The following is a 24,685-nucleotide window of genomic DNA, read 5'->3' as shown; positions in this document are numbered from 1 at the left end:
TACCATGCGACGCAAGTCCAATAACGCAGCCGCGTTAATCAGGCATCTCTGATAGGATTTCGGCCTCGCGCGGAAAAACCTGAATCCAAGTTGATTTTTCACGGAATTTTTACGGTTTCGTAGGGATCCTGTGCGCGCCGGACTTCAGCTACGCTCAGCGCGGTGGACGTACTAAAAATATTAACGGGGCAGGCCTTTGCGCATTGTCTTTGGGGGATTGATGGATCTTTGGACCGCCTTTCAGGCACTGATTCTAGGAGTTGTAGAAGGGCTGACGGAGTTTTTGCCCATTTCGAGTACCGGACACCAGATTATCGTCGCGGACTTGCTCGACTTCGGTGGTGAGCGCGCGATTGCGTTCAACATCATTATCCAGTTGGGCGCGATCCTGGCCGTGGTCTGGGAGTTTCGCCGCAAGATCCTCGATGTGGTGACTGGCCTGAAGACTCAGCCGAGCGCGCGCCGGTTCACCGCCAACCTGTTGATCGCCTTTATGCCGGCTGTGGTGTTGGGGGTGATCTTTTCCGACTTGATCCATCACTACCTGTTCAATCCGATAACCGTGGCGGCGGCGCTGGTCGTAGGCGGGATCATCATGTTGTGGGCCGAGAAACGTCAGCATGAAGTGCATGCCGAAACGGTCGACGACATCACCTGGAAGGACGCGCTGAAAGTCGGCTTCGCCCAGTGTCTGGCAATGATCCCGGGGACCTCGCGTTCCGGCTCGACGATCATTGGCGGCCTGCTGTTCGGGCTGTCGCGCAAGACTGCAACCGAGTTCTCGTTCTTCCTGGCGATGCCAACCATGGTGGCGGCGGCGGTGTATTCGGGATTCAAATACCGTCACCTGTTCGTGCCAGCCGACTTTCCGGTGTTTGCTATTGGTTTCATCACCGCATTTATCTTCGCGATGATTGCGGTCAAGGCGTTGCTCAAGTTCATTGCCAGCCACAGCTATGCGGCGTTTGCCTGGTACCGCATTGCGTTCGGCCTGGTGATCCTGGCGACCTGGCAGTTCGGTTGGGTTGATTGGGCTGCCGCCAAGCCATGAGTGATTCCAGCGCGCGGAACAATCCCGGACGCTCGTCCGGGGGGCAGGTCCAGCATCCTCGCTTGAAGTTGCTGGTGTTCGCTGTCCTCTGCGCGCTGCCGCTGTATGGCTCGTTGATGTTGTGGCTGCGCGGGACTTCAGTGATTGCGCTGGCCGCTTACGGGGTGGTCAGCCTGATCGCGTTTTTCCTTTACTGGAGCGACAAGCGCAAGGCTCGCGCCGACACCTGGCGCACCCCGGAAAACGTCTTGCACGCTGTGGAACTGGCCGGTGGCTGGCCAGGTGCGTTGCTGGCCCAGCAAGTGTTTCGACACAAGACCCGCAAAGTCTCGTTCCAACTGGTGTTCTGGCTCATCGTGCTGCTGCACCAGGTGTTCTGGATCGACCAGTTGTTCCTTGGCGCAAATGTAACGACCCTCTTCTAAAAACCCACACGCCCATGTAGCAGCTGTCGAGCACCGCGAGGCAGCGTCCGGCTGCGGAGCAGTCGTAAAACCTGAGCACGAGGTTCTGCTGATACACCGCGTCGCCTGGATTCGCGACTGCTTCGCAGCCGAACGCAGGCTTCGCCAGCTGCTACACGAGCCGAACGCAGGCTCTTCGAAACCCACACGCCCATGTAGCAGCTGTCGAGCACCGCGAGGCAGCGTCCGGCTGCGGAGCAGTCGTAAAACCTGAGCACGAGGTTCTGCTGATACACCGCGTCTTCTGGATTCACGACTGCTTCGCAGCCGAACGCAGGCTTCGCCAGCTGCTACACGAGCCAAACGCTGGCTCTTCGAAACCCACACGTCCATGTAGCAGCTGTCGAGCACCGCGAGGCAGCGTCCGGCTGCGAAGCAGTCGTAAAACCTGAGCACGAGGTTCTGCTGATACACCGCGTCGCCTGGATTCGCGACTGCTTCGCAGCCGAACGCAGGCTTCGCCAGCTGCTACACGAGCCAAACGCTGGCTCTTCGAAACCCACACGTCCACGTAGCAGCTGTCGAGCACCGCGAGGCAGCGTCCGGCTGCGGAGCAGTCGTAAACCTGAGCGCGAGGTACTTCTGATACACCGCGTCGCCTGGATTCACGACTGCTTCGCAGCCGAACGCAGGCTTCGCCAGCTGCTACACGAGCCGAACGCAGGCTCTTCGAAACCCACACGCCCATGTAGCAGCTGTCGAGCACCGCGAGGCAGCGTCCGGCTGCGAAGCAGTCGTAAAACCTGAGCGCGAGGTTCTGCTGGTACACCGCGTCGCCTGGATTCACGACTGCTTCGCAGCCGAACGCAGGCTTCGCCAGCTGCTACACGAGCCGAACGCAGGCTCTTCGAAACCCACACGCCCATGTAGCAGCTGTCGAGCACCGCGAGGCAGCGTCCGGCTGCGGAGCAGTCGTAAAACCTGAGCACGAGGTTCTGCTGATACACCGCGTCTTCTGGATTCACGACTGCTTCGCAGCCGAACGCAGGCTTCGCCAGCTGCTACACGAGCCAAACGCTGGCTCTTCGAAACCCACACGTCCATGTAGCAGCTGTCGAGCACCGCGAGGCAGCGTCCGGCTGCAAAGCAGTCGTAAAACCTGAGCACGAGGTTCTGCTCATACACCGCGTCTTCTGGGTTCACGACTGCTTCGCAGCCAAACGCAGGCTTCTGCAGTTTTTAGAGCAACAACCCGACCTGGGTGCGCTTGGGCAACTTGCTCACCACCAATTGGTGGGAACGTTGCAGCAAGGCTTGCAGTTCTTCGGCGCCCAGCGGGTAGGGCGTCTGCATGATGATCCATTGTGCCCGGGCCAGGTATGGCGCCGGGTGAATGCCCGGACGGTCGCAATGACCGAGAAACAAATCCTTGTCGACCTTGAACGCTAGGGAGTCACCCCGCAGGTTCTGCAGCGCGAACATCTTGTTCCCGGCAATCGAAAACACCCGCACGCCACCCCATTTGTAGTCTTCCCGTGCACCGGGCAGCCCCAGGCAAAAGTCTGCGACATCCGCTTCGCTCATGCGTCCAGCCTTCATATCAAACGGTCCCCGCAGGCATTGAATGATTCGATCAAATGGTCGAGCCAGGCGCGTACCGCCGGCATGACCCCGCGCCGATGAGGGTACACCGCTTGCAGCCAGCCGCCAGGCAGTGACCAGTCAGGCAACAACTGGATCAGCGAGCCGTCCTCGATTTCCTGTTCGCAATACATCATCGGCAGGACCGTAAAGCCTTGGCCGGCGAGGGCGCAGGCCCGGCGCACAATAAAGTCGTCAATGCCCAGCCGTGCCTCCAGCGCCAAATCATAGCTTTTGCCCTGCTGATCGAGCATGCGGATATGCACCATGCGGTCCGGCTCCAGTGCGCCGAGCACCGGCAAACCCTTGAGGTCTTCCGGGTGATTGATCTCCCGGCCATGCAGAAAGGCGGGGCTGGCGACGATCATCGTTTGCGCCTGGCGCAGGCGACGGGTGACCAACAATGGGTCTTCATCCCCCAATTCGCGGACCCGCAGCGCGACATCGACGCCCTCGGTGACCAGATCCACCCGACGATTGAGCAGCAAGACTTCCAACTGGACCTGCGGGTATTTCTCCAGGAAATTGCTGATCACTGTCGGCAACATGTGATGGGCCAGGCCCACCGGGCAGGAAACCCGCAATCTTCCCCGAGGCTCGCTGGACATACTGGCCACCGCTTCGTCAGCCATTTCCGCTTCCAGCAGCATCGCCTGACAATGCCGCAGGTAACGCTCTCCCACGGCCGTCAACTTGAGTTGCCGGGTGGTGCGTTGCAGCAGCCGCGCGCCCAGGCGTTCTTCCAGCTCGGCAATACGCCGCGACAGCCGCGACTTTGGAATCCCCAGCAAACGCCCGGCCGCGGCGAAACCACCGGCTTCGACCACCTTGGCGAAATAGTAGAGATCATTCAGGTCTTGCATGGCGTGAACTCGATTGTTCTATCAGTGAGACGAACTATCGCATTGTTGCGGGCTAATCAGCTATTAGATTCATCTGTAGGATCTCCTCCATCAGATCGCTCGAGTGGCGATCCTCACCTGGAGATCCTTTATGAAACTGTTGCATATCGATTCGAGCATTTTGGGTGACAACTCGGCCTCCCGTCAGCTGAGTGGCGAAGTGGTCAAAGCCTGGCAAGCCGCTGACGCTTCGGCCGTCGTGACTTACCGTGACCTGGCCGCTGACGCCATCAGCCATTTCTCCGCCACGACCCTGGTCGCTGCCGGCACCAGCGCTGAACTGCGCAACGCCGCACAACAGCACGAAGCCGAGCTGAGCGCTTCGACCCTGGCCGAATTCATCGCCGCTGATGCCATCGTGATTGCTGCGCCGATGTACAACTTCACCATTCCAACCCAACTCAAGGCCTGGATCGACCGCATCGCCGTTGCCGGTCAGACCTTCCGCTACACCGAAGCCGGTCCTGAAGGCCTGTGCGGTGGCAAGAAACTGGTGATCGTTTCGACTGCTGGCGGCCTGCATGCCGGTCAGGCGACCGGTGTTGCTCACGAAGACTATTTGAAACTGCTGTTCGGTTTTCTGGGCATCACTGATATTGAGTTCGTTCGCGCCCATGGCCTGGCATACGGCGACGAAGTGCGCACCAAAGCCCTGAGCGATGCTCACACGCAAATCAGCGAGCAACTGTTCGCCGCGGCATAAGGCCTGTGTAAGGCCTGCGTAAAAAATACTAAACGGCTCAGGCAATACCCGAAAAACTCTGTATTCTGATCATTGTAATGATCAGTTACAGAGTTTTTTTGTTTTTGACGGTTTTTTATGTTGTGGCCCAGGTTATGCAGTCGAGGGTTAACGTCCCCGTTGCGCAATGACCTTGATGGCCGCCAACACTGGCACAAGGCCGCGTTCTCCGTACCCCGGAGCACTACGGGCTTTTCAGTTTAGTAACAAAGGTGGGGCATCCCATGGTGCGTCTTTGTGCAACGTTACTGATGTGCCTGCTCAGCAGCCTGATTTCAGTGCACGCTGCGCCTGGCCTGCATTCCCACTGGAGCGTCGGTTATCACGAGATGACGTTCCTCGATCCGCTGGATTTGCAGCCGATGCGCGCCATCGCCTTTTATCCGTCCAGCGACAAGGATCACACCAGCAAACTCGAAGGCTATACCGTCGAAGCGAGCGAAGATGCCCGCGTCGCCATCGGCCGTTTCCCGATGCTGATGCTGTCCCACGGCAACGTCGGCACGCCGCTGGCCTTGCACGACCTCGCCACGTCGCTGGCCCGCAAGGGTTTTGTAGTCGTCGCGGTGATTCATCCCGGCGACAACTCCAAGGATCACAGCCGTCTCGGCACCTTGAGCAACCTGTACGGCCGGCCCCTGCAAATTTCCGAAGCGATTACCGCCACCTTGGGCGATGCGATGCTGGCGCCTTTCGTCAACGCCGATCAGGTCGGGGTGATTGGTTACTCGGCGGGCGGTGAAACCGCGTTGATCCTGTCCGGTGCCACGCCTGATCTGGATCGTCTGCGCCGCTATTGCCAGGAACGCCCGGATGACCGCGATGCTTGCAATACCCAGGGCGAGTTGATCGTTGATCGTGATGATTTGCAGCCAGTGGCCGACCCGCGTGTTCATGCGTTGCTGCTGATGGCGCCGCTGAGCCTCAAGTTCGGCCGTCATACGTTGGCGGATGTGCATGTGCCGGTGCTGCTGTACAGCGGTGACGGCGACAAACTTGTGGCTTTCGACAAAAACGCTGCAGCGCTGGCGCGCAAACTGCCGATCGCGCCGGACTTCAAGTTATTGGCCGGGGCAGGGCACTTTGTGTTCATGGCGCCGTGTAATGAAGAACAGATCATTGTCATGCCGGCGCTGTGCACCGATGCCGATGGGGTTGATCGCGAAGACATCCACCGCAATTTGATCTCCGAAGCAGGGCGCTTCTTCTCGCATGCGCTGGGCAAGCCGAGTCGGGCGGGGATGCAGACTGCGGATCAGTAATCTAATCAACACCGCAACACCCCTGTGGGAGCGGGCTTGCTCGGGTAGAAACCGGAGACATCCTTTACGTTTTAAACCGGAGACATCCTTTACAGGTGTGAAATACGGTCAGGAGGTGCCTGACCATGCCCTGGAATCGAGAGTCCCCGATGGATCAACGAATCAAACTCATAGGCGACTGGCTGCAAGGCAGCTACTCAAAAATCGAGCTGGCCCGTCACTACGGGCTCAGCCGGCCTACGTTGGACAAATGGCTTGCACGCTACGAGGCACATGGCGTTGATGGGTTAAAGGAGTTGTCACGGCGCCCGCATACGAGCCCCTTCAAAATCAGCGACGAGGTGCTTGAGTTGCTAATCGCGTACAAGCGCGAGCACCACAGTTGGGGGCCTGAGAAGCTGGTGCATAACCTCAGGATCGATCACCCAGAGTTGTCTTGGCCAGCTGTCAGCACGGCAGGCGAGTGGCTTAAACGAGCAGGCCTGGTGCAGAAACGCCGCTTTCTCAATCGTCCGCCAGCAGGGAAAAATCCGCTGCGCGATGCCACTGCGCCTAATCAGACATGGGCTGCGGACTTCAAAGGAGACTTCGCACTTCAGAACGGCCAACGTTGTTACCCACTGACCATTACCGATCATGTCAGCCGATTTTTATTGCTGTGCAGGGCTCAGAGTAGCGTTGCCGGTGCCCGCGAAGGATTTGACTGGGCATTTCGAGAGTTCGGTTTGCCTGACGTAATCCGCACAGATAATGGCTCCCCCTTTGCCTCCACCGGTATTTCACGCATATCCAGTCTGGCGGCGTGGTGGATACGACTAGGGATCTATCCGGAGAGAATCCAGCCGGGGCGCCCTGACCAGAATGGCCGTCATGAACGCATGCACCGAACGCTCAAGGCTGCATTGCTTCACGCACCGGAACGTAATCTGGTGGAGCAACAGTTGGCATTCGAACAGTTTCGACAGGAGTTCAATTTCGTAAGACCACACAAGGCTTTAGAGATGAAAGTTCCTGCGGCCCTCTACGAGCCATCTCAACGGCAGTACGACGGACACGTGCCCGAGGCCGTTTACGCTTCGGACATGACGATCCGCATGGTCAGGCAGAATGGGTCGATGAAATGGAAAGGTAAGATGATTTTCGTCAGTGAATCCCTGGCAGGTGAGGCGTTAGGGCTCAAGGAAGTGGACGATGATGTGTGGGATATTTACCTTTGTAACTACCTTTTAGGCAGGCTGAAAAGCGGCGAAACCCGCCTTTCAAGCCAGCAGAAACGTAAAGGACGTCCCCGGTTTCAATCGTAAAGGATGTGTCCGTTTCTACATCGCGAAGGGGCCTTGTCAGTCAACATTGATGTTGAATGACGCAGCGCATTCGCGAGCAAGCCCGCTCCCACAGTGGATCGTGGTTGTCAGGCGATTGCGCGGCGTTTCAGCAGAAGCGTCAAGCCGAGCCCGGTCACCGATAACAACGCCGCACTGAAGAAAATCCACGAATACCCCAGGTTCAACGCCACCGCGCCCATCAGCGGTCCGGCAATCGCCAGCGCCAGATCGAAAAACACCGCATAAGCACTCAGCCCCGCGCCGCGACTGGAGTTGGGCACCTGCTTGATCGCCTCCACCCCCAGCGCCGGATACACCAGTGACAGGCCAAACCCGGTCAATCCGGCGCCGATCAACGCATAACCAGTGGACGGTGCCAGCCACAACATCATCAGGCCCACGGTCTCGATGGTCATGCAGGCAATCGCCGAGGTGAAGCCGCCGAAACGGCTGATCGCAGAAATGAACAGCAGCCGCGACAGAATGAAACACACGCCGAACACCGTCAGGCAATACGCCGCGCCGGTCCAGTCGCGATTGAGGTAATACAAGGTAATAAAAGTGGTCAGGGTGCCGTAGCCGATGGACGCCAGGCTCAGGCTCGCGCCGAACGGCGCAATGCGCCCGAACACGTTCCAGAACGGCAGGCGTTCCCCGCGAATTACCGGCACCGACGGTTTGTTGCGGATCAGCAACAGCGCGCCCAGCGCCAGCACCGACAGGACAATCCCCAGGCTTTCAAAGCCATACTCGGCGACCATCACCACGCCCAGCGGTGCACCAATGGCGATGGCGCCATAGGACGCGATCCCGTTCCAGGAAATCGAGCGCGCGGTGTGCTCGGCGCCGACCTGGCCCATGCACCAACTGATGGTGCCGACGCCGATCAAGCCTTGGGCGATCCCCAACAGCAGCCGGCCAGCAATCAGGATCAACAGGCTCAGCAACGGAAAGCTTTGCAGCAGCGTCGACATCAACGTCAGCACCCCACTCAACACAATCCCCGACAAGCCGTAGACAATCGCCCGCTTGGTGCCGACAGTGTCCGACATGCGCCCGGCCATCGGGCGGCTGAGCAGGGTGGCCAGGTATTGGCAGCCAATGGTCAGCCCCGCGATGATCGCGCTGAAACCCAGCTGTTCGTGAACATACCCCGGGATCACCGCAATCGGCAGACCGATGCAGAGGAAGGCAATAAAGGTATAGAAAACGATGGAGACGATCTGCAGGGTGATCGCCATGGAGCTTTGCGGGGGCAGTTGCTGCACTGACATGAAGGGCTCGTTCGCGGGCGGCGGTGGGAGACCTGCATCATGGCGTGGGCGGGAAATAAAAGGAAGCAGGCTATCTATGTTCGTTGTGTTTGAGGGCCTCTTCGCGGGCAAGCCTCGCTCCTACAGGTTTCGCGGCGCTTAATAATGAACACAAATCCTGTAGGAGCGAGGCTTGCCCGCGGAGGTGTCAGCGCCAGTACATCCGTCGGCCCTGAAATGCAAAAAGCCCCGTCACCAGGACAGGGCTTTTCATTTTCGACCGCTATTTAGAACACAACACCCTGGCTACGCAGGTAATCGTCATAGGTGCCGCTGAAGTCGATCACACCGCTAGGGCTGAGTTCGATAATGCGGGTGGCCAACGATGATACGAACTCACGGTCGTGGCTGACGAAGATCAGCGTGCCCGGGTAGTTCTCCAGCGCCAGGTTCAGCGCCTCGATGGATTCCATGTCCAAGTGGTTGGTCGGTTCGTCCATGATCAACACGTTCGGCTTTTGCAGGATCAGCTTGCCGAACAGCATGCGACCTTGCTCGCCACCGGAAATGACCTTGACCGACTTGAGGATCTCGTCGTTGGAGAACAGCATCCGGCCGAGGGTGCCGCGAACGATCTGCTCGCCGCCCTGGGTCCATTGGCCCATCCAGTCGAACAGGTTGCAGTCGTCTTCGAAGTCGTGCGCGTGGTCCTGGGCGTAATAGCCCAGTTCTGCGGCATCGGTCCACTTCACAGTGCCGGCATCCGGGGTCAGTTCGTTGACCAGGGTGCGCAGCAGGGTGGTTTTACCGATACCGTTCGGGCCGATGATCGCCACGCGCTCGCCGGCTTCAACCTGGAAGCTGAAGTCTTTGAACAGCGGCTTGCCGTCGAAACCTTTGGCCATGCGCTCGACGATGACCGCCTGACGGTGCAGCTTCTTGGTTTGTTCGAAACGGATGAACGGGCTCACACGGCTCGAAGGCTTGACCTCGGCCAGCTGGATCTTGTCGATCGCCTTGGCGCGGGACGTGGCCTGCTTGGCTTTCGAGGCGTTGGCCGAGAAACGGCTGACGAACGATTGCAGCTCGGAAATCTGGGCTTTCTTCTTGGCGTTGTCCGACAGCAGTTGCTCGCGGGACTGGGTCGCCACGGTCATGTACTCGTCGTAGTTGCCCGGGAACAGGCGCAGCTCGCCGTAATCCAGGTCAGCCATGTGGGTGCACACGCTGTTCAGGAAGTGACGGTCGTGAGAGATGATGATCATCAGGCTGGAGCGCTGGGTCAGAATGTTTTCCAGCCAGCGGATGGTGTTGATGTCCAAGTGGTTGGTCGGTTCGTCGAGCAACAGCACTTCAGGATCGGAGAACAGCGCCTGAGCCAGCAATACGCGCAGTTTCCAGCCTGGGGAAACCTCGCTCATCGGGCCAAAGTGTTGCTCGATGCCGATACCCAGGCCCAGCAACAGTTCGCCGGCACGGGATTCGGCGGTGTAGCCGTCCATTTCAGCGAACTCGGTTTCCAGCTCGGCCACGGCCATGCCGTCTTCTTCGGTCATTTCCGGCAGCGAGTAGATCCGATCGCGCTCGGCCTTGACCTTCCACAGCTCTTCGTGACCCATGATCACGGTGTCGATCACGGTGAATTCTTCGTAAGCGAACTGATCCTGGCGCAATTTACCCAGACGCACGTTCGGCTCGAGCATAACCTGGCCGCCGGACGGCTCGAGATCGTCGCCGAGGATTTTCATGAAGGTCGACTTGCCGCAACCGTTGGCGCCGATCAGGCCATAGCGGTTGCCCGCCGCGAATTTGACCGAAACGTTCTCGAATAACGGCTTGGCGCCGAACTGCATCGTGATGTTAGCTGTAGAAATCAAAGGTTTTTCCTGCGAAGCATTCAGAGTAGCTAAAGGTGCGGCAGTACCGATTCAGTACCTGGTTCCGGTATTCAAACCACGGGAAATGCATCCCGGTCAGAAGCGGAAGGTCCATCTGGCAATAAGTGGACAGCAGCAATGGAGCGCTTGGCCCGAGTCGAAGTGCGCTGAGGCGGGGTTCATTCCCGTCATCAACCAAGGGGGGCGCGTAATGTTTGGCGGCGATTGTACTGGTCTGGCTCTTTAAACGATAGGGCGTTGAGTCTGCGCGGGCACTTTGGCAGCATCAGCGGACACATTTTCACAGTTCTTAGCTAACTATTTGTTACAAACCGTGGCTAAAATGCCATCTATTCACCCAATGCCGCTGTTGGCATGAGCTCAAGGACGTGCCACCGGGACCGCTGTTTCGTATTCAGATACTGCGCCAGACCGCTTGGCCGGCTGCGCAGTTTGTTCACTTCTGACGTGTGACGATTGCCGTGAAACTCATCATTGCCGCTATTTATGTTATCTCGATCGCGTACGTTCACCTGCGCGGACGCGTGCGCCACAAATTGGGCCGTCAACTGAGCGATCACTCGACGTTTCTGGCGCCGATCAATTGCTTCCTCTATATGTTCTCCAAACTCCCGAGCAAGCCTTACCTCAACCCGGCCGACTTTCCGGACTTGAGCCCGTTGCAGGCCCATTGGGAAGAAATCCGTGCCGAAGGGCAGAACCTGCTCCGGGCCGGCGAGATCAAGCGCTCGAACCAATACGACGATGTAGGTTTCAACTCGTTCTTCAAGAGCGGCTGGAAGCGTTTCTACCTGAAGTGGTATGGCGACAGTCATCCTTCTGCCGAGAAACTCTGCCCGCGCACCACCGAACTGGTGCAAAGCATTGGCTCGATCAAGGCCGCGATGTTCGCTGAACTGCCGCCAGGTTCCAAACTGGTGCGCCACCGCGACCCGTATGCCGGTTCCTACCGTTATCACTTGGGCCTGGAAACACCCAACGATGCTGGTTGCTACATCAATGTTGACGGTGAGAACTACCACTGGCGCGACGGCGAAGCGGTGATGTTCGATGAAACGTTCATTCACTACGCGGAAAACACCACCGATCAGAACCGCATCATCCTGTTTTGCGATGTCGAGCGGCCGATGAAATATCGCTGGGCGGCGGCGTTCAATGCCTGGTTCAGCCGTAACGTAATGTCGGCGGCGGGCGCACCGAATGATGCAGGCGATAAGACCGGCGGCATCAATCGCCTGTTCGCCAAAATCTACAAGGTTCGGCTGCGCGGCAAAGAGCTGAAAAAGCGCAACCGTGCACGCTACTACTTTGAGAAGTGGGCGATTTTTGGTGGGTTGTTGGCGGTTTTTGTACTGATCTGAGGACGCCTTCGCGGGCAAGCCTCGCTCCTACAGGGTATTGCGTGACCCGTAGGAGCGAGGCTTGCCCGCGAAGAGGCCAGAACATTCAACACATCAACTAAGGCTTCTTGGCCCCTAACTGCTTCCACATCTTCGCCGTAATCTTCTGCCGATTCGCATACCCCGCCCACGGATCCTCTTTCAATCCCTCCAGTCGCTCCAGCAAATTGGCCACCGTCCATTCCTGCGAACCATGCAGCGCCGTCAACTCATCCCGCGCAATCGGCACCGATACCGGTAACCCCGGCCGCGCCCGCACCGAATACGCCGACACCGTACTGGCCCCACGGGTGTTGCGCAGGTAATCGACGAAAATCTTGCCGACCCGGTTTTTCGGGCCCATGGTCGCGCTGATCCGCTCCGGCAGTTGCTGCGCCATAAACTGCGCGATGGCTTTGGCGAACGCTTTGACCGTGTCCCAGTCATCCTTGCGCGCCAGCGGCACGATGATGTGCATGCCTTTGCCACCGCTGGTTTTCAAGAACGCCTCCAGGCCGATTTCATCCAGCACCGACAGGGTCAGTTGCGTGGCCTCAACCATGCTTTTCCATGGGAGCGCCGGATCTGGGTCGAGGTCGAGGACGAACAAGTCCGGGGTTTCAATCTTGTCCGTGGTCGCGCCCCAGGTATGCAGCTCGATGGTGCCCATTTGCGCCGCGCCGATCAGTGCCTGGACGGAGTCGATTTCCATCAGTCGCGCGTGGCCAAGGTCGATCTTCGGGTCCAGGTGCTTGATATTGGGGATCGCCAGGCGCTCGGCGTGTTTCTGGAAGAACTGTTCGCCTTCGACGCCTTCCGGCGCCCGCAACAACGACACCGGCCGGTCGCGCAGAAACGGCAGGATCCATTTGCTGATGCTTTCGTAGAACTGCACCAATTCGAGTTTCTGCGTGCCGCTATCCTTGTCGATGACACGCTCGGGGTGCGTGATCTTGACCCCGGCGACGGTGCTGTCCTTGCTGCTGGTTTTCTTCTCGGTCACGGGTTTGCTCGCCTTGGGGGACTGCGGCTGTTCACGCACAATCTCCGTCGCCGGTTTGTCGGTGCGCATGGCGATAAACGCCGCTTGCCGGACCACACCTTCGCGGGTCCACTCGGCAAACTCGGCTTCGCACACCAGCGTCGGCTCGACCCAGTGCACACCCCGGGCCTGAGCGGCGGTCAACGGTTTGTCCAACGGTGAGGTCTTGCGCTCGATCTTCTGCAATTGGCCATGAAACAACTTGAGGTTGGCCTGATTGAACCCGGTGCCAACGCGCCCTGCATAGAGCAGTCCCTTATCGTCGTAAACCCCCAGCAGCAGGGCGCCGAAACCACTGCGCGAACCCTGCGGCGCCGTATAGCCGATGATCACGAATTCCTGACGCAAGCGGCATTTGAGCTTGATCCAGTCCGGACTGCGGCGTGACACGTAAGGGCTGCCAGCGCGTTTGCCGATGACGCCTTCCAGTGACAAGGCACAGGCACTCTCTACGATGTCTTGATGTTTGGCGGTAAAGGCCTCGGAGAAGCGCAGGATTTGCCGGGACTTGCGACCCAGGGCTTTTTTCAGCGCCGCGCGGCGGTCTTCTACCGGCATCTCACGCTGATCGACGCCATGCAGGAACGGTGCGTCGAACAGGAAATAAATGATGTCCACGGAGCGGCCGATTTCGAACGCGTTCTGCAATCCCTGGAAGTCCGGGAAGCCTTTGTCGTTGAGCACCACCACTTCGCCATCGAGCCAACTGCCGTCGAGTTTCATCTCGGCCAGGGCCTTGGCCTGCAGGGGCAGTTTGGCCGTCCAGTCGTGGCCATTGCGGGTCAGCAGTCGCACCTTGCCATTGTCGATCCGGGCGAGGATCCGGTAGCCGTCGAACTTGATTTCATAGCGCCAATCGCCGGCCGGTGCCTTGTCCATCAGCGTGGCCAGTTGCGGGCTGAATTGTTCGGGCAGGGCGGTGGGTTTGGGTTTGGCTGCTTTGGGCTTTTTGACGGATTTGCTACTGGCCTTTTTGGTTTTGTCGCCCACGGTCGCATTGCTCAATACGCTTTTGGGCAACTCGGCGACCACGTCAAACTCGCTGATCGGCCGCGCTTGTTGATCCTTTTCCTTGATCAGCAACCATTGCTCCTTGTCGCCACTGCCGCGCAGATGGGTACGCACCAATGCCCAGTCACCGGCGAGCTTTTCACCGATCAGGGTGAATTTCAGTTTGCCGGCCTTGTAGGTTTCTTTCGGGTCACCGATCGGTTGCCAGACACCGTGATCCCAGACAATCACATCCCCGGCGCCGTACTGACCCTCGGGGATGCTGCCCTCGAAGGTGCCGTAACTGATCGGATGGTCCTCGACATGCACCGCCAGACGCTTTTGCGTCGGGTCCAGGCTCGGGCCTTTGGGCACGGCCCAGCTTTTCAGGGTGCCATCGAGTTCCAGGCGAAAGTCGTAATGCAAATTGCGCGCATCATGCTTCTGGATCACGAAACGCAAGGCCGAAGGCGTTTTCTTGCCGCGCTTGGCCGGCGCTGCTTCAGGCGGCTCTGAAGTGATCTCGAAGTTGCGTTTGCGTGTGTATTCACTCACCGTTTTAGCCATGGCGTACTACCTTGTGCGGCGATTTTGCGGGCGGTCAGCCACGCGAACTCTTCGTGGCTTTTTTCGCCGGGGCCGGTTTGGCCGCGGCTTTGCGCGGCTTGGCCGCCGGTTTGCTGGCTGCCTTGCCACCGAGGCTGCGTTTGAGCAGTTCAGTCAGATCAATGACATCCGCAGTTTTACGTTCCTCTTCGCCGGCGGCGCTCTCGACGTCCTCGATCTTGCCTTCATTGGCCTTTTTCTCCACCAGCGCCATGATCTTGTCTTCGAAACTGTCGCGGTAATCCTCGGGTTTCCAGTCGGCACTCATGTCCTCGACCAGCCGCTTGGCCATGTCCAGTTCACCCTTGGCCAGCTCGGGTTTGGTCACCTCACTGCCCAATTCCAGTTCATCGAGGCTGCGCACTTCCGCCGGCCAGCGCAGCATCACCAACACCATCGCTGATTCCAGCGGCATCAGCGCCGCCAGGTGTTGCCGGGTATGCAGCACGACATGGGCGAGGGCGACCTTGTTGGTTTTGCTCAGGGTTTCACGCAGCAGCGCATAGACCTTGCCACCGCGTTTGTCCGGCGCCAAGTAATAGGGTGTGTCGATGTTTTGCAGCGGGATCTGTTCGCTGTCGACAAAGGCGAAGATGTCGATGGTCTGGGTCGACAACGGGTGCGCCGAACGAATTTCCTCTTCGCTGAGCACCACATAGCGGCCCTTTTCGTAGGCGACGCCTTTGACGATGTGTTCCTTGGTGACTTCCTTGCCGGTGACTTTGTTGACGCGTTTGTAGCCCACCGGGTCCATGCTCCGGCTGTCGAGCCAGTCGAAATCCACCCCATGAGATGAAGTCGCCGACACCAGTGCCACAGGGATGTGCACCAAGCCAAAACTGATTGCGCCTTTCCAGATTGCTCGGGCCATCTTCGTCTACTCGAAAGTGATGATCAGGTGACCCGTGGCCCGGCGCAAAAGTTTCAGCGGCTTTCACCCAGGCCCTGCGGGGGGATCAGCGGTGCGGCAAACGGGTGTTACATCTGTGAAGGAGGTTTCAGTTAACAAATCCGAACGTCGGGCGTAGCGTGGCATCGAAGACTCTATTCCCGCATCAGTAGAGAGGCTCTCCATGAACAGATTTGTGCTCGGCTGCACCGTGCTGGCCTTGAGCGGTTTGCTCGGCCCGGTGGCCCTGGCCCAGAGCCCGACCGGCAGCAGCAATAACAATCCCTACAACAGCCCGATTCACCGGGCCAACCCCAACAGCATGCAAGGCACCCAACCGGCCACCCGGCAACCGACATTCGCCCCCGCGCCGCGCCCGCCAACCCTGGACAACGGCGGTATTGGCAATCGCTATCCGCAAGACAAAACGGCACCGAGTACGCCGCCGAAATTCATTCCCAATCCACCACCAAGGGACTCGGACAGCAGCAACCGTTGAACGGCAGGACTGAGGTTCTGTCAGCCATTCGAACGACAAAAGGAAGCGTGCATGTTGCGTAAAACCCTCCTGGCCACCTTCTGCGCCAGCGCACTGATCACCGCCGCGGCGCCTGTTTTCGCGGCGCCCACCCAGGAACTGAAAAGCGAACAAGGCACCCTCGAGGTCACGCCGGTCACCAAAGGCCTGGAGCACCCGTGGGCCCTGGCATTTCTGCCGGATCGCCAGGGCATGCTGGTGACCGAACGTCCCGGCAACCTGCGGGTGGTTACTGCCGATGGCAAACGCTCGGCGCCAATCAGCGGCGTGCCGAAGGTCTGGGCCAAGGGTCAGGGTGGTTTGCTCGATGTGGTGTTGTCGCCGGACTTCAAACAGGACCGCATGGTCTATCTGTCTTACGCCGAAGGTGGCGGGGAAGGCGACAAGGCCGGGACCGCCGTGGGGCGCGGGCGTTTGTCCGATGACCTGACGACGCTCAAGGATTTCAAGGTGATCTTCCGCCAGGAGCCGAAGCTCTCGGTCGGTAACCACTTCGGTTCGCGGTTGGTGTTCGATCGTGACGGTTATCTGTTCATCGCTCTTGGTGAAAACAATGACCGCATGACCGCCCAGGACCTCGACAAGCTGCAAGGCAAAATCGTGCGGATTTACCCGGACGGCAAGGTGCCGGATGACAACCCCTTTGTCGGTCAGGCGGGTGTGCGTCCGGAAATCTGGTCCTACGGCCAGCGCAACCCCCAAGGTTTGGCGCTGAATCCGTGGAGTGGGACGATTTGGGAAAACGAGCACGGCCCCAAGGGTGGCGATGAAATCAACGTGATCGAACGCGGCAAGAACTATGGCTGGCCGCTGGCAACCAACGGCATCAACTATTCCGGCCAGCCGATCCCGGAAGCCACGGGCAAGACCGCCGAAGGCACCGTGCCGCCGCACCATGTCTGGGAAGTCTCACCGGCCATCAGCGGCATGGCGTTCTATGACGCCGACCGTTTCAAGCCTTGGCAGCACAACGTGTTTATCGGCGCGCTAGGAAGTCAGGAACTGATCCGGTTGCAGTTTGACGGCGACAAAGTGGTGCATGAAGAACGCTTGATGGGCGAGCTCAAGGCGCGGATCCGCGATGTGCGGCAGGGGCCGGATGGGTATTTGTATGTGCTGACGGATGAGGAGGATGGCGCGATTTACAAAGTCGGGTTGAAGTGAAACCCGACCACCGCTTTCGCGAGCAAGCCCGCTCCCACACTTGGAATGCATTCCCCTGTGGGAGCGGGCTTGCTCGCGAAGGCGGCCTTACAGTCACCACAATGCTGGGCTTTCCTCACTTTCGGGTATACAAAATCACCGCCGCCCGCAATTTCCCCCGCCCAAAACTGCACATCTTCTCAAACTCCCCATGACTCACCGGCAAGTGCTGGCAATCCATGGGCTGGCGGTGCTGGCTGTGATCCACATCCGGGTCATGCAGGTAGACAAACTCTTCATCGCAATCCGTCACCATCACCCAGTGCGGCGCCTTGGATCGAGTCAGGCGATAGCTACTGATCAACACCAGCGGCTGACCACCCGCGTCGAGTAATCGAGGCAGATCCAGCGTCCCGCCAATCACCCGTTCCACATCGGTGTCCTGCAACTGCGCAGTGAACTCTTCGTGCACCAGGCGCATTACGTCCTTTTTATGCTCATCGCGCACGCCATCGAGAAACAACGGTCCGGCCATGCTCAGTTGCAATTGCACGCGAAACCCGCGTCGCCACCCCGCCAGCGCTAGGCCCTGTGGGCTGCAACCACCGTGGCCCGAAGTCATGAACACCGTGGTCGCCTCACGCCAGATTTGCAGCTCCTCCCGACGTTCCAGCAAACGATCCCGATGCAACGCCCCCATAGCCATCAGCAAACAGGCCGGGCCGCAGGTGAAGTCGGTGGTCTGGCGATACCAGGGCACCTGGATATTGCGCGAATCGCGGTGCTGCAGGATGCGTTTCTCCAGCCGCAACGCATCGGCGTGGTCCTGGTAATAGTCATGAATCAGCGCGAAACGCCGGTAACCATTGCGCTCGTACAGAGCAATCGCCGCCGGATTGTCGATACGCACCTCAAGCCGCAAATAGGCGCAATCGTGCTCAAGCGCACAGGCTTCGATCCGCTCCAGCAACTGCTTGCCCAAGCCATTGCCTCTGGCCTCGGAAGCGATGGCAATCGAATACAACCTCGCCAGGGAAGTGCCCCGATGGAAAAGCACCACGGCGTAGCCGACCAGTTGCTCCCCGTGCTGGGCAACCAGCAACTGCCCATGAGCGCGGGTGATCATCCATTGAAAACTGCGACTGGTGAGCCGGTCCGTGGTGAAGCATTGCTCTTCGAGTTGGAGCAACGCGGGTAAGTCTTCAACTACCGCCAAGCGAAAGACAGCATTCATATGACCGCCGTAAAAGTTGCGTAACGAAACGGGACTTTCGAAAAAGTTCGTGCTTAATAGGAAAGGTCTTGTTCTCCAACGGATTAATCACTATGTCAGCGGTACAAGGTCATTGGCGCGAAGTATCCGAGCAAACTTTGCCGGCGGCAACTTATTTAAATGATGCAGTCAGAACTTCAAGTCAGTTGATTATCATCGTAGAACGCAAGGAAGACTGGGCGTCGTATTTCCCCAGCGAAGACATCGTCACGGCCCAGGAATATCTGGAACAAACCCGCGACAACGAGCAGGGCAAACGGGTCCAGGTGATCAACCTGTGCCGCAGCTACAAGTACCTTGGGCACGGTTATTACTGCTCGCTGCTGGCTGAGGCCCGGGGGCACAAGGTCATACCGTCGGTGCGAACCATCAGCGAACTGACGCGTAAATCCCTTTACGGACTGGCCCTGGATGATCTGGACAAACCCCTGGAAAAAGCCCTCAGTAATCATCTTTACAGCGATACAGAAGGATTTACGCTAACCCTCTATTTTGGAAAAACTAATATCGAGCCGCTACAGGATCTGGCGCGACAATTGTTTGAAGTGTTTCCGTGTCCGATATTGCTGGTTGAGTTTAGAAGAACTAATGGTTGGCACATCGAAGGCATAAAATTCGGCGCGTTACATAAGTTGCGCGAAGATCAGGAAGACCAGTTTGCCAACTCCCTGGACAGTTTCAGTCGCAAGATCTGGCGTGTGCCGCGTTCCCGGCGTTTGGCCCGTTATGACCTGGCCATTCTGCATGACCCACAGGAAGCGTTGCCGCCGTCCAACGCCAAGGCCCTGGACAATTTCGTCCGGGTCGGCAAAACCCTGGGCATCGACGTCGAGCTGATCGAGCGCAAGGACTACGCGCGCATCGCCGAATACGACGGGCTGCTGATCCGCGAGACTACAAGTGTCGACAACCACACCTATCGCTTCGCCAAAAAAGCCGAAAGCGAAGGGCTGGTGGTGATGGACGACCCGACGTCGATCCTGCGCTGCACCAACAAGGTTTACCTGACCGACTTGCTGAAAAGCCATCAACTTGGCATGCCCGCCACCGAAATCCTCTACAAGGAACGACCGGAAGACTTCGAACGGGTCGGCGAGCGCTTGGGCTTTCCGCTGGTGTTGAAGATCCCCGACGGTTGTTTCTCCCGAGGCGTGATCAAGGTCGAAAGCCAACAAGCCTTGCTTGAAGCCACCGCTGAACTGTTCGAGCATTCGGTGTTGTTGCTGGCGCAGGAATTCTTCTACACCGAGTACGACTGGCGCATTGGCGTGCTCAACCGCAAACCGATTTTCGCCTGCCAGTACTTCATGTCCAAGGGCCATTGGCAGATCTACAACCACAAAGCCAAGGGCCAAGACATCAACGGCGAATGCCGCACCTTGGCAGTCCACGAAGCGCCGCGCGCCGTGGTGGAACTGGCGGTGAAGACCGCCAACCTGATCGGCGATGGCCTCTACGGCGTCGACCTCAAGCAGTCCGGCGACAAAGTGGTGGTGATCGAGGTCAACGACAACCCGAACATGGACGCCGGCATCGAAGACGCCTATTTGCAGGACGACTTGTACTCGCTGGTGCTGGAAGAGTTCGTCCGCCGCCTGGAGCTTAAACGTCGCGGCCAGGCTTGGTGAGCGGCCGATGATCAAGAGTTTTCAACTGACCCACGGCGCCCTGCACACCGTCGAACGGCTGGACGCCGAGGTGATGCTGTTCAGCAACCCCGACGCCGCTGAGCGCGATTTGCTGCACAGCCATTTCAAGCTCGATGAGCACGCCCTGGCCTCGGCCCTGGACCCCGACGAGGTGTCGCGCATCGAGTTTCACCCCGACAACCTGTTCCTGATCTGGAAACGTCCGGAAAACTATTCGGGCGCTGGCAGCCTGGCCTTCGAGGTGTCGTCCTGCGGCTTGTTGTTCTCGCCGGGCCGCTTGCTGGTGATCGCCACCGACGACTCGCCGCTGCATGGCCTCGGCACCCGCCAGCGGCTCAACACGCCGCTGGATGTGTTGCTGGATTTGTTGTTCAACAACATCCATCACTACTTGGGTCACCTGAAGGTGATCAAACTGGTTGCCCGGGAGTTGCAGCAGAAATTCAACGCCTCGATGGAAAACCAGCACCTGATCCAGATGTTCAACCTCAGCGAAAGCCTGATTTATTACATCAACGCCATCCACAGCAACGGCGCGGTGCTGACCCGCCTGCGCAACCACGCGGAAAAGGAGCACTTCAGCGCCGAGGCCATCGGCCTGATCGACGACCTGATCATCGAAAACAACCAGTGCTACAAACAGGCGGAAATCTACTCCACGGTGTTCTCCGGGCTGATCGACGCCCGGGGCAACCTGATGAACAACAGCATGAACAACCTGCTGCGCAAACTGACGTTGATCAACGTGGTGTTTTTGCCGCTGAACCTGATTGCCAGCATTGGCGGCATGTCCGAGTTCAGCATGATGACGGCGGGGACACCGTGGTGGGTGTCCTATCCGCTGTTCCTGACGGCGATGATGCTTGGCGCCGGGGTGATGGTGTTGGGGCTCAGGCGCCTGGCCAGGTAGTTTTGGTGACTGTCAGGCCGCCTTCGCGAGCAAGCCCGCTCCCACAGGGGGAATGCCTTTCAAGTGTGGGAGCGGGCTTGCTCGCGAAAGCAATCTCAATATCACCCAATAAACCGGATCAAACTCGTTGGCTTGCATCGACACGAGCTGTCCGACTTTGAACCCCCCGAACCACCAAATACAACAACGGCCCAATCGACACAAAAACAGCAGTCAGCACAAGATAAGGCATCACCGACAGCCCTGACCGGCCACGCTGGCGAGCATCCCGGTACATCCAGATTCCGGCCAGCGTCGCCAACAGAAAAAGATCAATCACCACCTGCGCTGTATCCGGCCGCGACATCAGGCTGATCCCAAACTCGATCAACGACTGTTCCGCCTGCAACATCACCGAAACGGTGTAGCCGGCAAACGCGATCAGGGCAATCAGGGGCAGGGCGACAGACTTCATGGTTTCCTTCCTTGGGGACAATGAGCAGAATCGCCAGCCTACAGAGGCCCGACAAAATTGGCCATTGACTTGCCACCAATGCCCGGCTAATTTCCAGCCATGACTTCCACCGTATTGCGCTGCCAGCCAAGCATTATTACCGCCATTCCTTATTTGGCGGGCTAGCTCACGACTGCAGCACCCAACCCGCCCTAGAGGCGGGTTTTTACTTTCTGTCTCCTGGGTCTTGAACCGGAACATATCCGGCGTAGGACAGGAGATGAGTATGAACAGCGCCACCGCCCAACAACGTTTGCTTGAGCACTACGTGAAAAAGATTCTCGCCGCACCAGTGTATGAACTGGCGGTGCGCACACCGCTGCAACCGGCGCCTGCATTGTCCGAGGCGTTGGGTAATCAGATCCTGCTCAAGCGCGAAGACCTGCAACCGACCTTTTCCTTCAAGATCCGCGGCGCCTACAACAAACTGGTGCAGCTCAGCGCTGAGCAAAAGGGGCGCGGCGTGATCACCGCTTCAGCCGGCAATCATGCCCAAGGCGTGGCGCATGCGGCCCGTCAGTTGGGGATTGCCGCGACCATCGTCATGCCGTGCACCACGCCCGAGTTGAAGGTGTTGGGCGTGCGAAGTCGGGGCGCCGACGCAGTGCTGCATGGCGAGAGTTTTCCTTTCGCGCTGGAACACGCCCTGGACCTGGCCAAACAAACCGGTCGCACGTTTGTCTCGCCGTTCGACGACCCGGACGTGATCGCGGGGCAGGGCACCGTCGCCATGGAAATCCTGCGCCAGCATCAAGGCCCGCTGGACGCGATCTTCGTCCCAGTCGGCGGCGGGGGCCTGATCGCCGGCATCGCCGCGTACGTCAAATACCTGCGGCCGGAAGTGCGCATCATCGGCGTCGAATCGGAGCATTCCGCGTGCCTGGCGGCGGCGTTGCGGGCCGGTGAACGGGTGATTTTGCCCAACGTCGGCACCTTCGCTGATGGCGTGGCGGTGGCGCAGATCGGCGCTTATGGCTTCGAGGTTTGCCAGTTTTGTGTCGACGATGTGATCACCGTCAGCAATGATGAACTCTGCGCCGCGATCAAGAACATCTACGACGACACCCGCTCGATCACCGAGCCCTCCGGCGCATTGGCCGTGGCCGGGATCAAGAAGTACGTGGCTCAAACCGGCGCTCGCGGTCAGACCCTGGTGGCCATCGACTCGGGGGCGAATATCAATTTCGACAGCCTGCGCCATGTCGCCGAGCGCGCCGCTGCTTGTGGTGCGCCGGCGTGAACGCAGGTCAGGGCAACATCGGGCGCAGGAACGTGCGCTCGTAGCTGACGATAAACTTCTTCTCGACCAGCGAAGCCACCAGCGCCGTACTTTCCGGGTCGGTCATGGCGATGTGGCGGTAGCTTTCGTAGTCCGCCAGAGACGGAAAACTGAACAGGCAGTAGGCGATATTGCTCGCACCCTCGGACGGCAGGAAATACCCGTGATGCGTCCCGCCCAAACGCTCGACAATCAAGAGCCAGGCTTGGGCATAGGCTTCGAACTCACTGAGTTGGTAGGGATCGATCACATATTTGACGTGGCAGGTAATCAAAAGGCAGCTCCCGTAACTGTTGTTAAACACATTCCCCTTGTGGGAGCGGGCTTGCTCGCGAAGGGGCCGTCACATCCAACATTGATGGTGACTGGCACGCCGCCTTCGCGAGCAAGCCCGCTCCCACAGGGAATTGTGGTGGCTTATTCCTGAATAGCCTTCTCAATCTTGCTCGACGCCGACCAGATCCGATAACGCACCTCAACATCCTTGGGCACATACAACACGATCGGCAACTTGCTGTTATAGCGCAACATGAACCCGTCGCCGACCACCGGCACAAAATCCCTTTTGGTCTTGCCATCCGGGCAAGCCATCATCGTGCTCATCGGGCCAATCACCTTTTCCAGGCGATAGAACGGATAACCCCAGCCGTCGAGATTCTTCTCTTCAAGTATCCCGCCCAAGCGCTGGCGATTGCAGTCTACGTTCAAGGTCTTGCCCGCCAGAACTTCAACCTGATAGCCATCTTCCTGGGTTTGCGGCGCCAGATGAATGACCTGGCGAGTGAAACCACTTTCGGCCTTGGGAAACGGCGCGACATCTTCAAGTTTCGCGGCGTGTACCGCGCACGACAACCCGGCAGTTATTAGCCCGACGGTAGTGATAAAGGTCAAAGAACCCATGATGCCTCCTTGCGTGTGAGTGGGGTCAGCGGATACTGAAATATCGGGTAGCATTTTTTACGTTCATTCCCGGCAAATGCAACCCCGCGCTTGATGCCTGCAATTTGCAGGGCTTCGACCGGTCTTCCTTGCAAATTGCATGAGGGATTTTGCTGGCACGTTCTGTAAACCGTTGATTTGCCGACGAGATGCAAAGCGCAATTACAGGCATGTTTTATGCTGTAGCTGTCTTTAGCTGGCCGGTGATTTTAATGAGCCAGCGGCGCTACGAGAGAACGGTCAAATCTGGAGTATTCAGGCCCGCATGGACGACAAACGGGTCACTCCGATACAGACCGATATTTATGTTGATTGGCAGTCTCACATTAAGGAGAGGGTCGCCATGTTTCTATCTGCCTTGGAACTTCGCAATATCATTGAAAGCAGCTTCCTGCCGAAGCGCTGTCAATGCACGCTGTCGCCGGACCTGTCGATGACCATCAAAGTCTATGCCGACACGCAAACCGATCAGCTCGATCTGTTGGTGACCGGCATCAACGCCAAACGCTTGAATGGTTGTCGGGAAATCAACGATCTGATCGCCGAACTTCGTTCAGACATGCAGCACAGGGCGCAAGTCCAGCCGTTGCATCTTGACCGGAAAGCGCTTTAGCCCGCTGTTTCAAGTTCCACCGACACGCGCCGGGTCTGGAAAAATCCCAGACCCAGCGCCAGTTCGACCCCGACCGCCAGCAAAATCCCTGGCCCGGCATGGCCATTCAGCCATTCGCCGAAGCCCAGTGCCGCCAGCCCCCAGCAGCCGACAATAAACCCGGTGCTTAACGCACTGCGGGTTGAGGAGGGCGCTTCATTGCGAATCAGATAAAACATCACCCCCAGCGCTGCGAACAACACCGCGCTGCGCCGCGCGACCAATCCCGCCGCTGACGAATACTCGATACTCCAGATCGCCAACAAACGATCCGGCATCAAACCCCACACCAACGCCAGTGCAAAACACAACGCGGCGGTGAACGTCGATAACGTACGAAACGATAACTGCATGGCGAATCCTTGCGGCAGTGAGGGAGGCGCCCAAAGCATAGCGCCACAACCCTCACACGCCTACCGCAAAAC

At 58.5% G+C, this 24,685-nt stretch carries 22 protein-coding genes and 1 pseudogene; 12 read left to right on the top strand and 11 right to left on the bottom strand.

Going from position 1 to position 24,685, the window contains the following annotated elements; genetic code table 11:
• The first annotated feature begins 220 nt into the window (after positions 1-220).
• Together NK667_RS11940 and NK667_RS11935 are read left to right on the top strand one after the other, a co-directional pair.
• On the top strand, positions 221-1,051 hold the full coding sequence (locus NK667_RS11940; RefSeq protein WP_054046292.1) for an undecaprenyl-diphosphate phosphatase: 831 nt from the start codon (positions 221-223) through the stop codon (positions 1,049-1,051).
• Entirely contained in the window at positions 1,048-1,476 is a 429-nt protein-coding gene (locus NK667_RS11935; RefSeq protein WP_054614847.1) for a DUF1294 domain-containing protein, read from the top strand. Before NK667_RS11940 ends, NK667_RS11935 begins: the two co-directional genes overlap by 4 nt.
• Before the next feature lie 1,218 nt (positions 1,477-2,694).
• Here the strand turns inward: NK667_RS11935 and NK667_RS11930 are convergent.
• Both NK667_RS11930 and NK667_RS11925 read right to left on the bottom strand, forming a co-directional pair.
• Positions 2,695-3,054: an MmcQ/YjbR family DNA-binding protein gene (locus tag NK667_RS11930; protein ID WP_054614846.1), complete on the bottom strand. Its 360-nt coding sequence runs from the start codon at positions 3,052-3,054 to the stop codon at positions 2,695-2,697.
• Positions 3,051-3,959, bottom strand: coding sequence for a LysR substrate-binding domain-containing protein (locus NK667_RS11925; protein ID WP_054046286.1), 909 nt, complete (start codon positions 3,957-3,959; stop codon positions 3,051-3,053). The genes NK667_RS11930 and NK667_RS11925 overlap by 4 nt, the downstream gene beginning before the upstream one ends.
• 130 nt (positions 3,960-4,089) lie before the next feature.
• Here NK667_RS11925 and NK667_RS11920 point away from each other — a divergent pair, with 130 nt between their 5' ends.
• The 3 genes from NK667_RS11920 to NK667_RS11910 all read left to right on the top strand — a co-directional run bounded on the left by NK667_RS11920 (position 4,090) and on the right by NK667_RS11910 (position 7,306).
• A complete protein-coding gene (locus NK667_RS11920; protein WP_054614845.1) occupies positions 4,090-4,701 on the top strand; it encodes an FMN-dependent NADH-azoreductase in 612 nt (203 codons plus the stop codon).
• A gap of 263 nt (positions 4,702-4,964) precedes the next feature.
• Entirely contained in the window at positions 4,965-6,002 is a 1,038-nt protein-coding gene (locus NK667_RS11915) for an alpha/beta hydrolase family protein (RefSeq protein WP_054614844.1), read from the top strand.
• A gap of 125 nt (positions 6,003-6,127) precedes the next feature.
• The gene (locus NK667_RS11910; RefSeq protein WP_054055318.1) at positions 6,128-7,306 is read left to right on the top strand and encodes an integrase core domain-containing protein; all 1,179 of its coding nucleotides are present in this window, start codon (positions 6,128-6,130) and stop codon (positions 7,304-7,306) included.
• Positions 7,307-7,413: 107 nt separating this feature from the next.
• On the opposite strand, the gene NK667_RS11905 is transcribed toward NK667_RS11910, so the two are convergent.
• Together NK667_RS11905 and NK667_RS11900 are read right to left on the bottom strand one after the other, a co-directional pair.
• The gene (locus NK667_RS11905; RefSeq protein ID WP_054614843.1) at positions 7,414-8,601 is read right to left on the bottom strand and encodes an MFS transporter; all 1,188 of its coding nucleotides are present in this window, start codon (positions 8,599-8,601) and stop codon (positions 7,414-7,416) included.
• 266 nt (positions 8,602-8,867) lie between these two features.
• On the bottom strand, positions 8,868-10,457 hold the full coding sequence (locus NK667_RS11900; RefSeq protein ID WP_082356619.1) for an ABC-F family ATPase: 1,590 nt from the start codon (positions 10,455-10,457) through the stop codon (positions 8,868-8,870).
• 482 nt (positions 10,458-10,939) lie between these two features.
• On the opposite strand from NK667_RS11900, the gene lpxO reads away from it, so the two are divergent.
• Entirely contained in the window at positions 10,940-11,839 is a 900-nt protein-coding gene (lpxO, locus tag NK667_RS11895; RefSeq protein WP_054046274.1) for a lipid A hydroxylase LpxO, read from the top strand.
• Positions 11,840-11,936: 97 nt separating this feature from the next.
• On the opposite strand, the gene ligD is transcribed toward lpxO, so the two are convergent.
• Both ligD and ku read right to left on the bottom strand, forming a co-directional pair.
• Positions 11,937-14,456 (bottom strand): DNA ligase D, encoded by a 2,520-nt coding sequence (ligD, locus tag NK667_RS11890; RefSeq protein WP_054614842.1) that lies wholly within the window; start codon positions 14,454-14,456, stop codon positions 11,937-11,939.
• 34 nt (positions 14,457-14,490) lie between these two features.
• Complete coding sequence (gene ku, locus NK667_RS11885) at positions 14,491-15,366, bottom strand: non-homologous end joining protein Ku (RefSeq protein WP_054614841.1); 876 nt, start codon at positions 15,364-15,366, stop codon at positions 14,491-14,493.
• Positions 15,367-15,568: 202 nt separating this feature from the next.
• Here ku and NK667_RS11880 point away from each other — a divergent pair, with 202 nt between their 5' ends.
• Both NK667_RS11880 and NK667_RS11875 read left to right on the top strand, forming a co-directional pair.
• Positions 15,569-15,883: a hypothetical protein gene (locus NK667_RS11880; protein ID WP_054046268.1), complete on the top strand. Its 315-nt coding sequence runs from the start codon at positions 15,569-15,571 to the stop codon at positions 15,881-15,883.
• Between the two features lie 51 nt (positions 15,884-15,934).
• Complete coding sequence (locus NK667_RS11875; RefSeq protein WP_054614840.1) at positions 15,935-17,086, top strand: PQQ-dependent sugar dehydrogenase; 1,152 nt, start codon at positions 15,935-15,937, stop codon at positions 17,084-17,086.
• Between the two features lie 115 nt (positions 17,087-17,201).
• On the opposite strand, the gene rimI is transcribed toward NK667_RS11875, so the two are convergent.
• Entirely contained in the window at positions 17,202-18,299 is a 1,098-nt protein-coding gene (gene rimI / locus NK667_RS11870) for a ribosomal protein S18-alanine N-acetyltransferase (protein ID WP_054614839.1), read from the bottom strand.
• A 92-nt stretch (positions 18,300-18,391) separates the two neighbouring features.
• Between rimI and NK667_RS11865 the strand changes: the two genes are divergently transcribed.
• Both NK667_RS11865 and NK667_RS11860 read left to right on the top strand, forming a co-directional pair.
• Positions 18,392-19,966, top strand: coding sequence for a RimK family protein (locus tag NK667_RS11865; RefSeq protein WP_054046262.1), 1,575 nt, complete (start codon positions 18,392-18,394; stop codon positions 19,964-19,966).
• 7 nt (positions 19,967-19,973) lie between these two features.
• On the top strand, positions 19,974-20,897 hold the full coding sequence (locus tag NK667_RS11860) for a magnesium transporter CorA family protein (RefSeq protein ID WP_054046260.1): 924 nt from the start codon (positions 19,974-19,976) through the stop codon (positions 20,895-20,897).
• 118 nt (positions 20,898-21,015) lie between these two features.
• Here the strand turns inward: NK667_RS11860 and NK667_RS11855 are convergent, their stop codons facing one another.
• Positions 21,016-21,351 carry a DUF2834 domain-containing protein gene (locus NK667_RS11855; protein ID WP_054614838.1) on the bottom strand — a complete coding sequence of 112 codons (336 nt, stop codon included), beginning with the start codon at positions 21,349-21,351 and terminating at the stop codon, positions 21,016-21,018.
• Between the two features lie 259 nt (positions 21,352-21,610).
• On the opposite strand from NK667_RS11855, the pseudogene ilvA reads away from it, so the two are divergent.
• Positions 21,611-22,606, top strand: a pseudogene (ilvA, locus tag NK667_RS11850) (threonine ammonia-lyase, biosynthetic); the annotation flags it as partial.
• 31 nt (positions 22,607-22,637) lie between these two features.
• Here ilvA and NK667_RS11845 read toward each other — a convergent pair.
• Entirely contained in the window at positions 22,638-22,943 is a 306-nt protein-coding gene (locus tag NK667_RS11845; protein WP_054046257.1) for an NIPSNAP family protein, read from the bottom strand.
• Between the two features lie 143 nt (positions 22,944-23,086).
• Positions 23,087-23,569, bottom strand: a complete 483-nt coding sequence (gene eco, locus NK667_RS11840) for a serine protease inhibitor ecotin (protein WP_054614837.1) — start codon at positions 23,567-23,569, stop codon at positions 23,087-23,089.
• A gap of 382 nt (positions 23,570-23,951) precedes the next feature.
• Here eco and NK667_RS11835 point away from each other — a divergent pair, with 382 nt between their 5' ends.
• Positions 23,952-24,221, top strand: a complete 270-nt coding sequence (locus NK667_RS11835) for a DUF1652 domain-containing protein (RefSeq protein ID WP_054046253.1) — start codon at positions 23,952-23,954, stop codon at positions 24,219-24,221.
• Here NK667_RS11835 and NK667_RS11830 read toward each other — a convergent pair.
• Positions 24,218-24,613, bottom strand: a complete 396-nt coding sequence (locus tag NK667_RS11830; protein WP_054614836.1) for a hypothetical protein — start codon at positions 24,611-24,613, stop codon at positions 24,218-24,220. The genes NK667_RS11835 and NK667_RS11830 overlap by 4 nt on opposite strands.
• Positions 24,614-24,685: the final 72 nt, after the last annotated feature.

Source organism: Pseudomonas nunensis (genome assembly GCF_024296925.1).
Lineage (GTDB): Bacteria > Pseudomonadota > Gammaproteobacteria > Pseudomonadales > Pseudomonadaceae > Aquipseudomonas > Aquipseudomonas nunensis.
The sequence above is the reverse complement of the archived record's forward strand: the minus strand, read 5'-3'. Positions and strand labels throughout refer to the sequence as shown.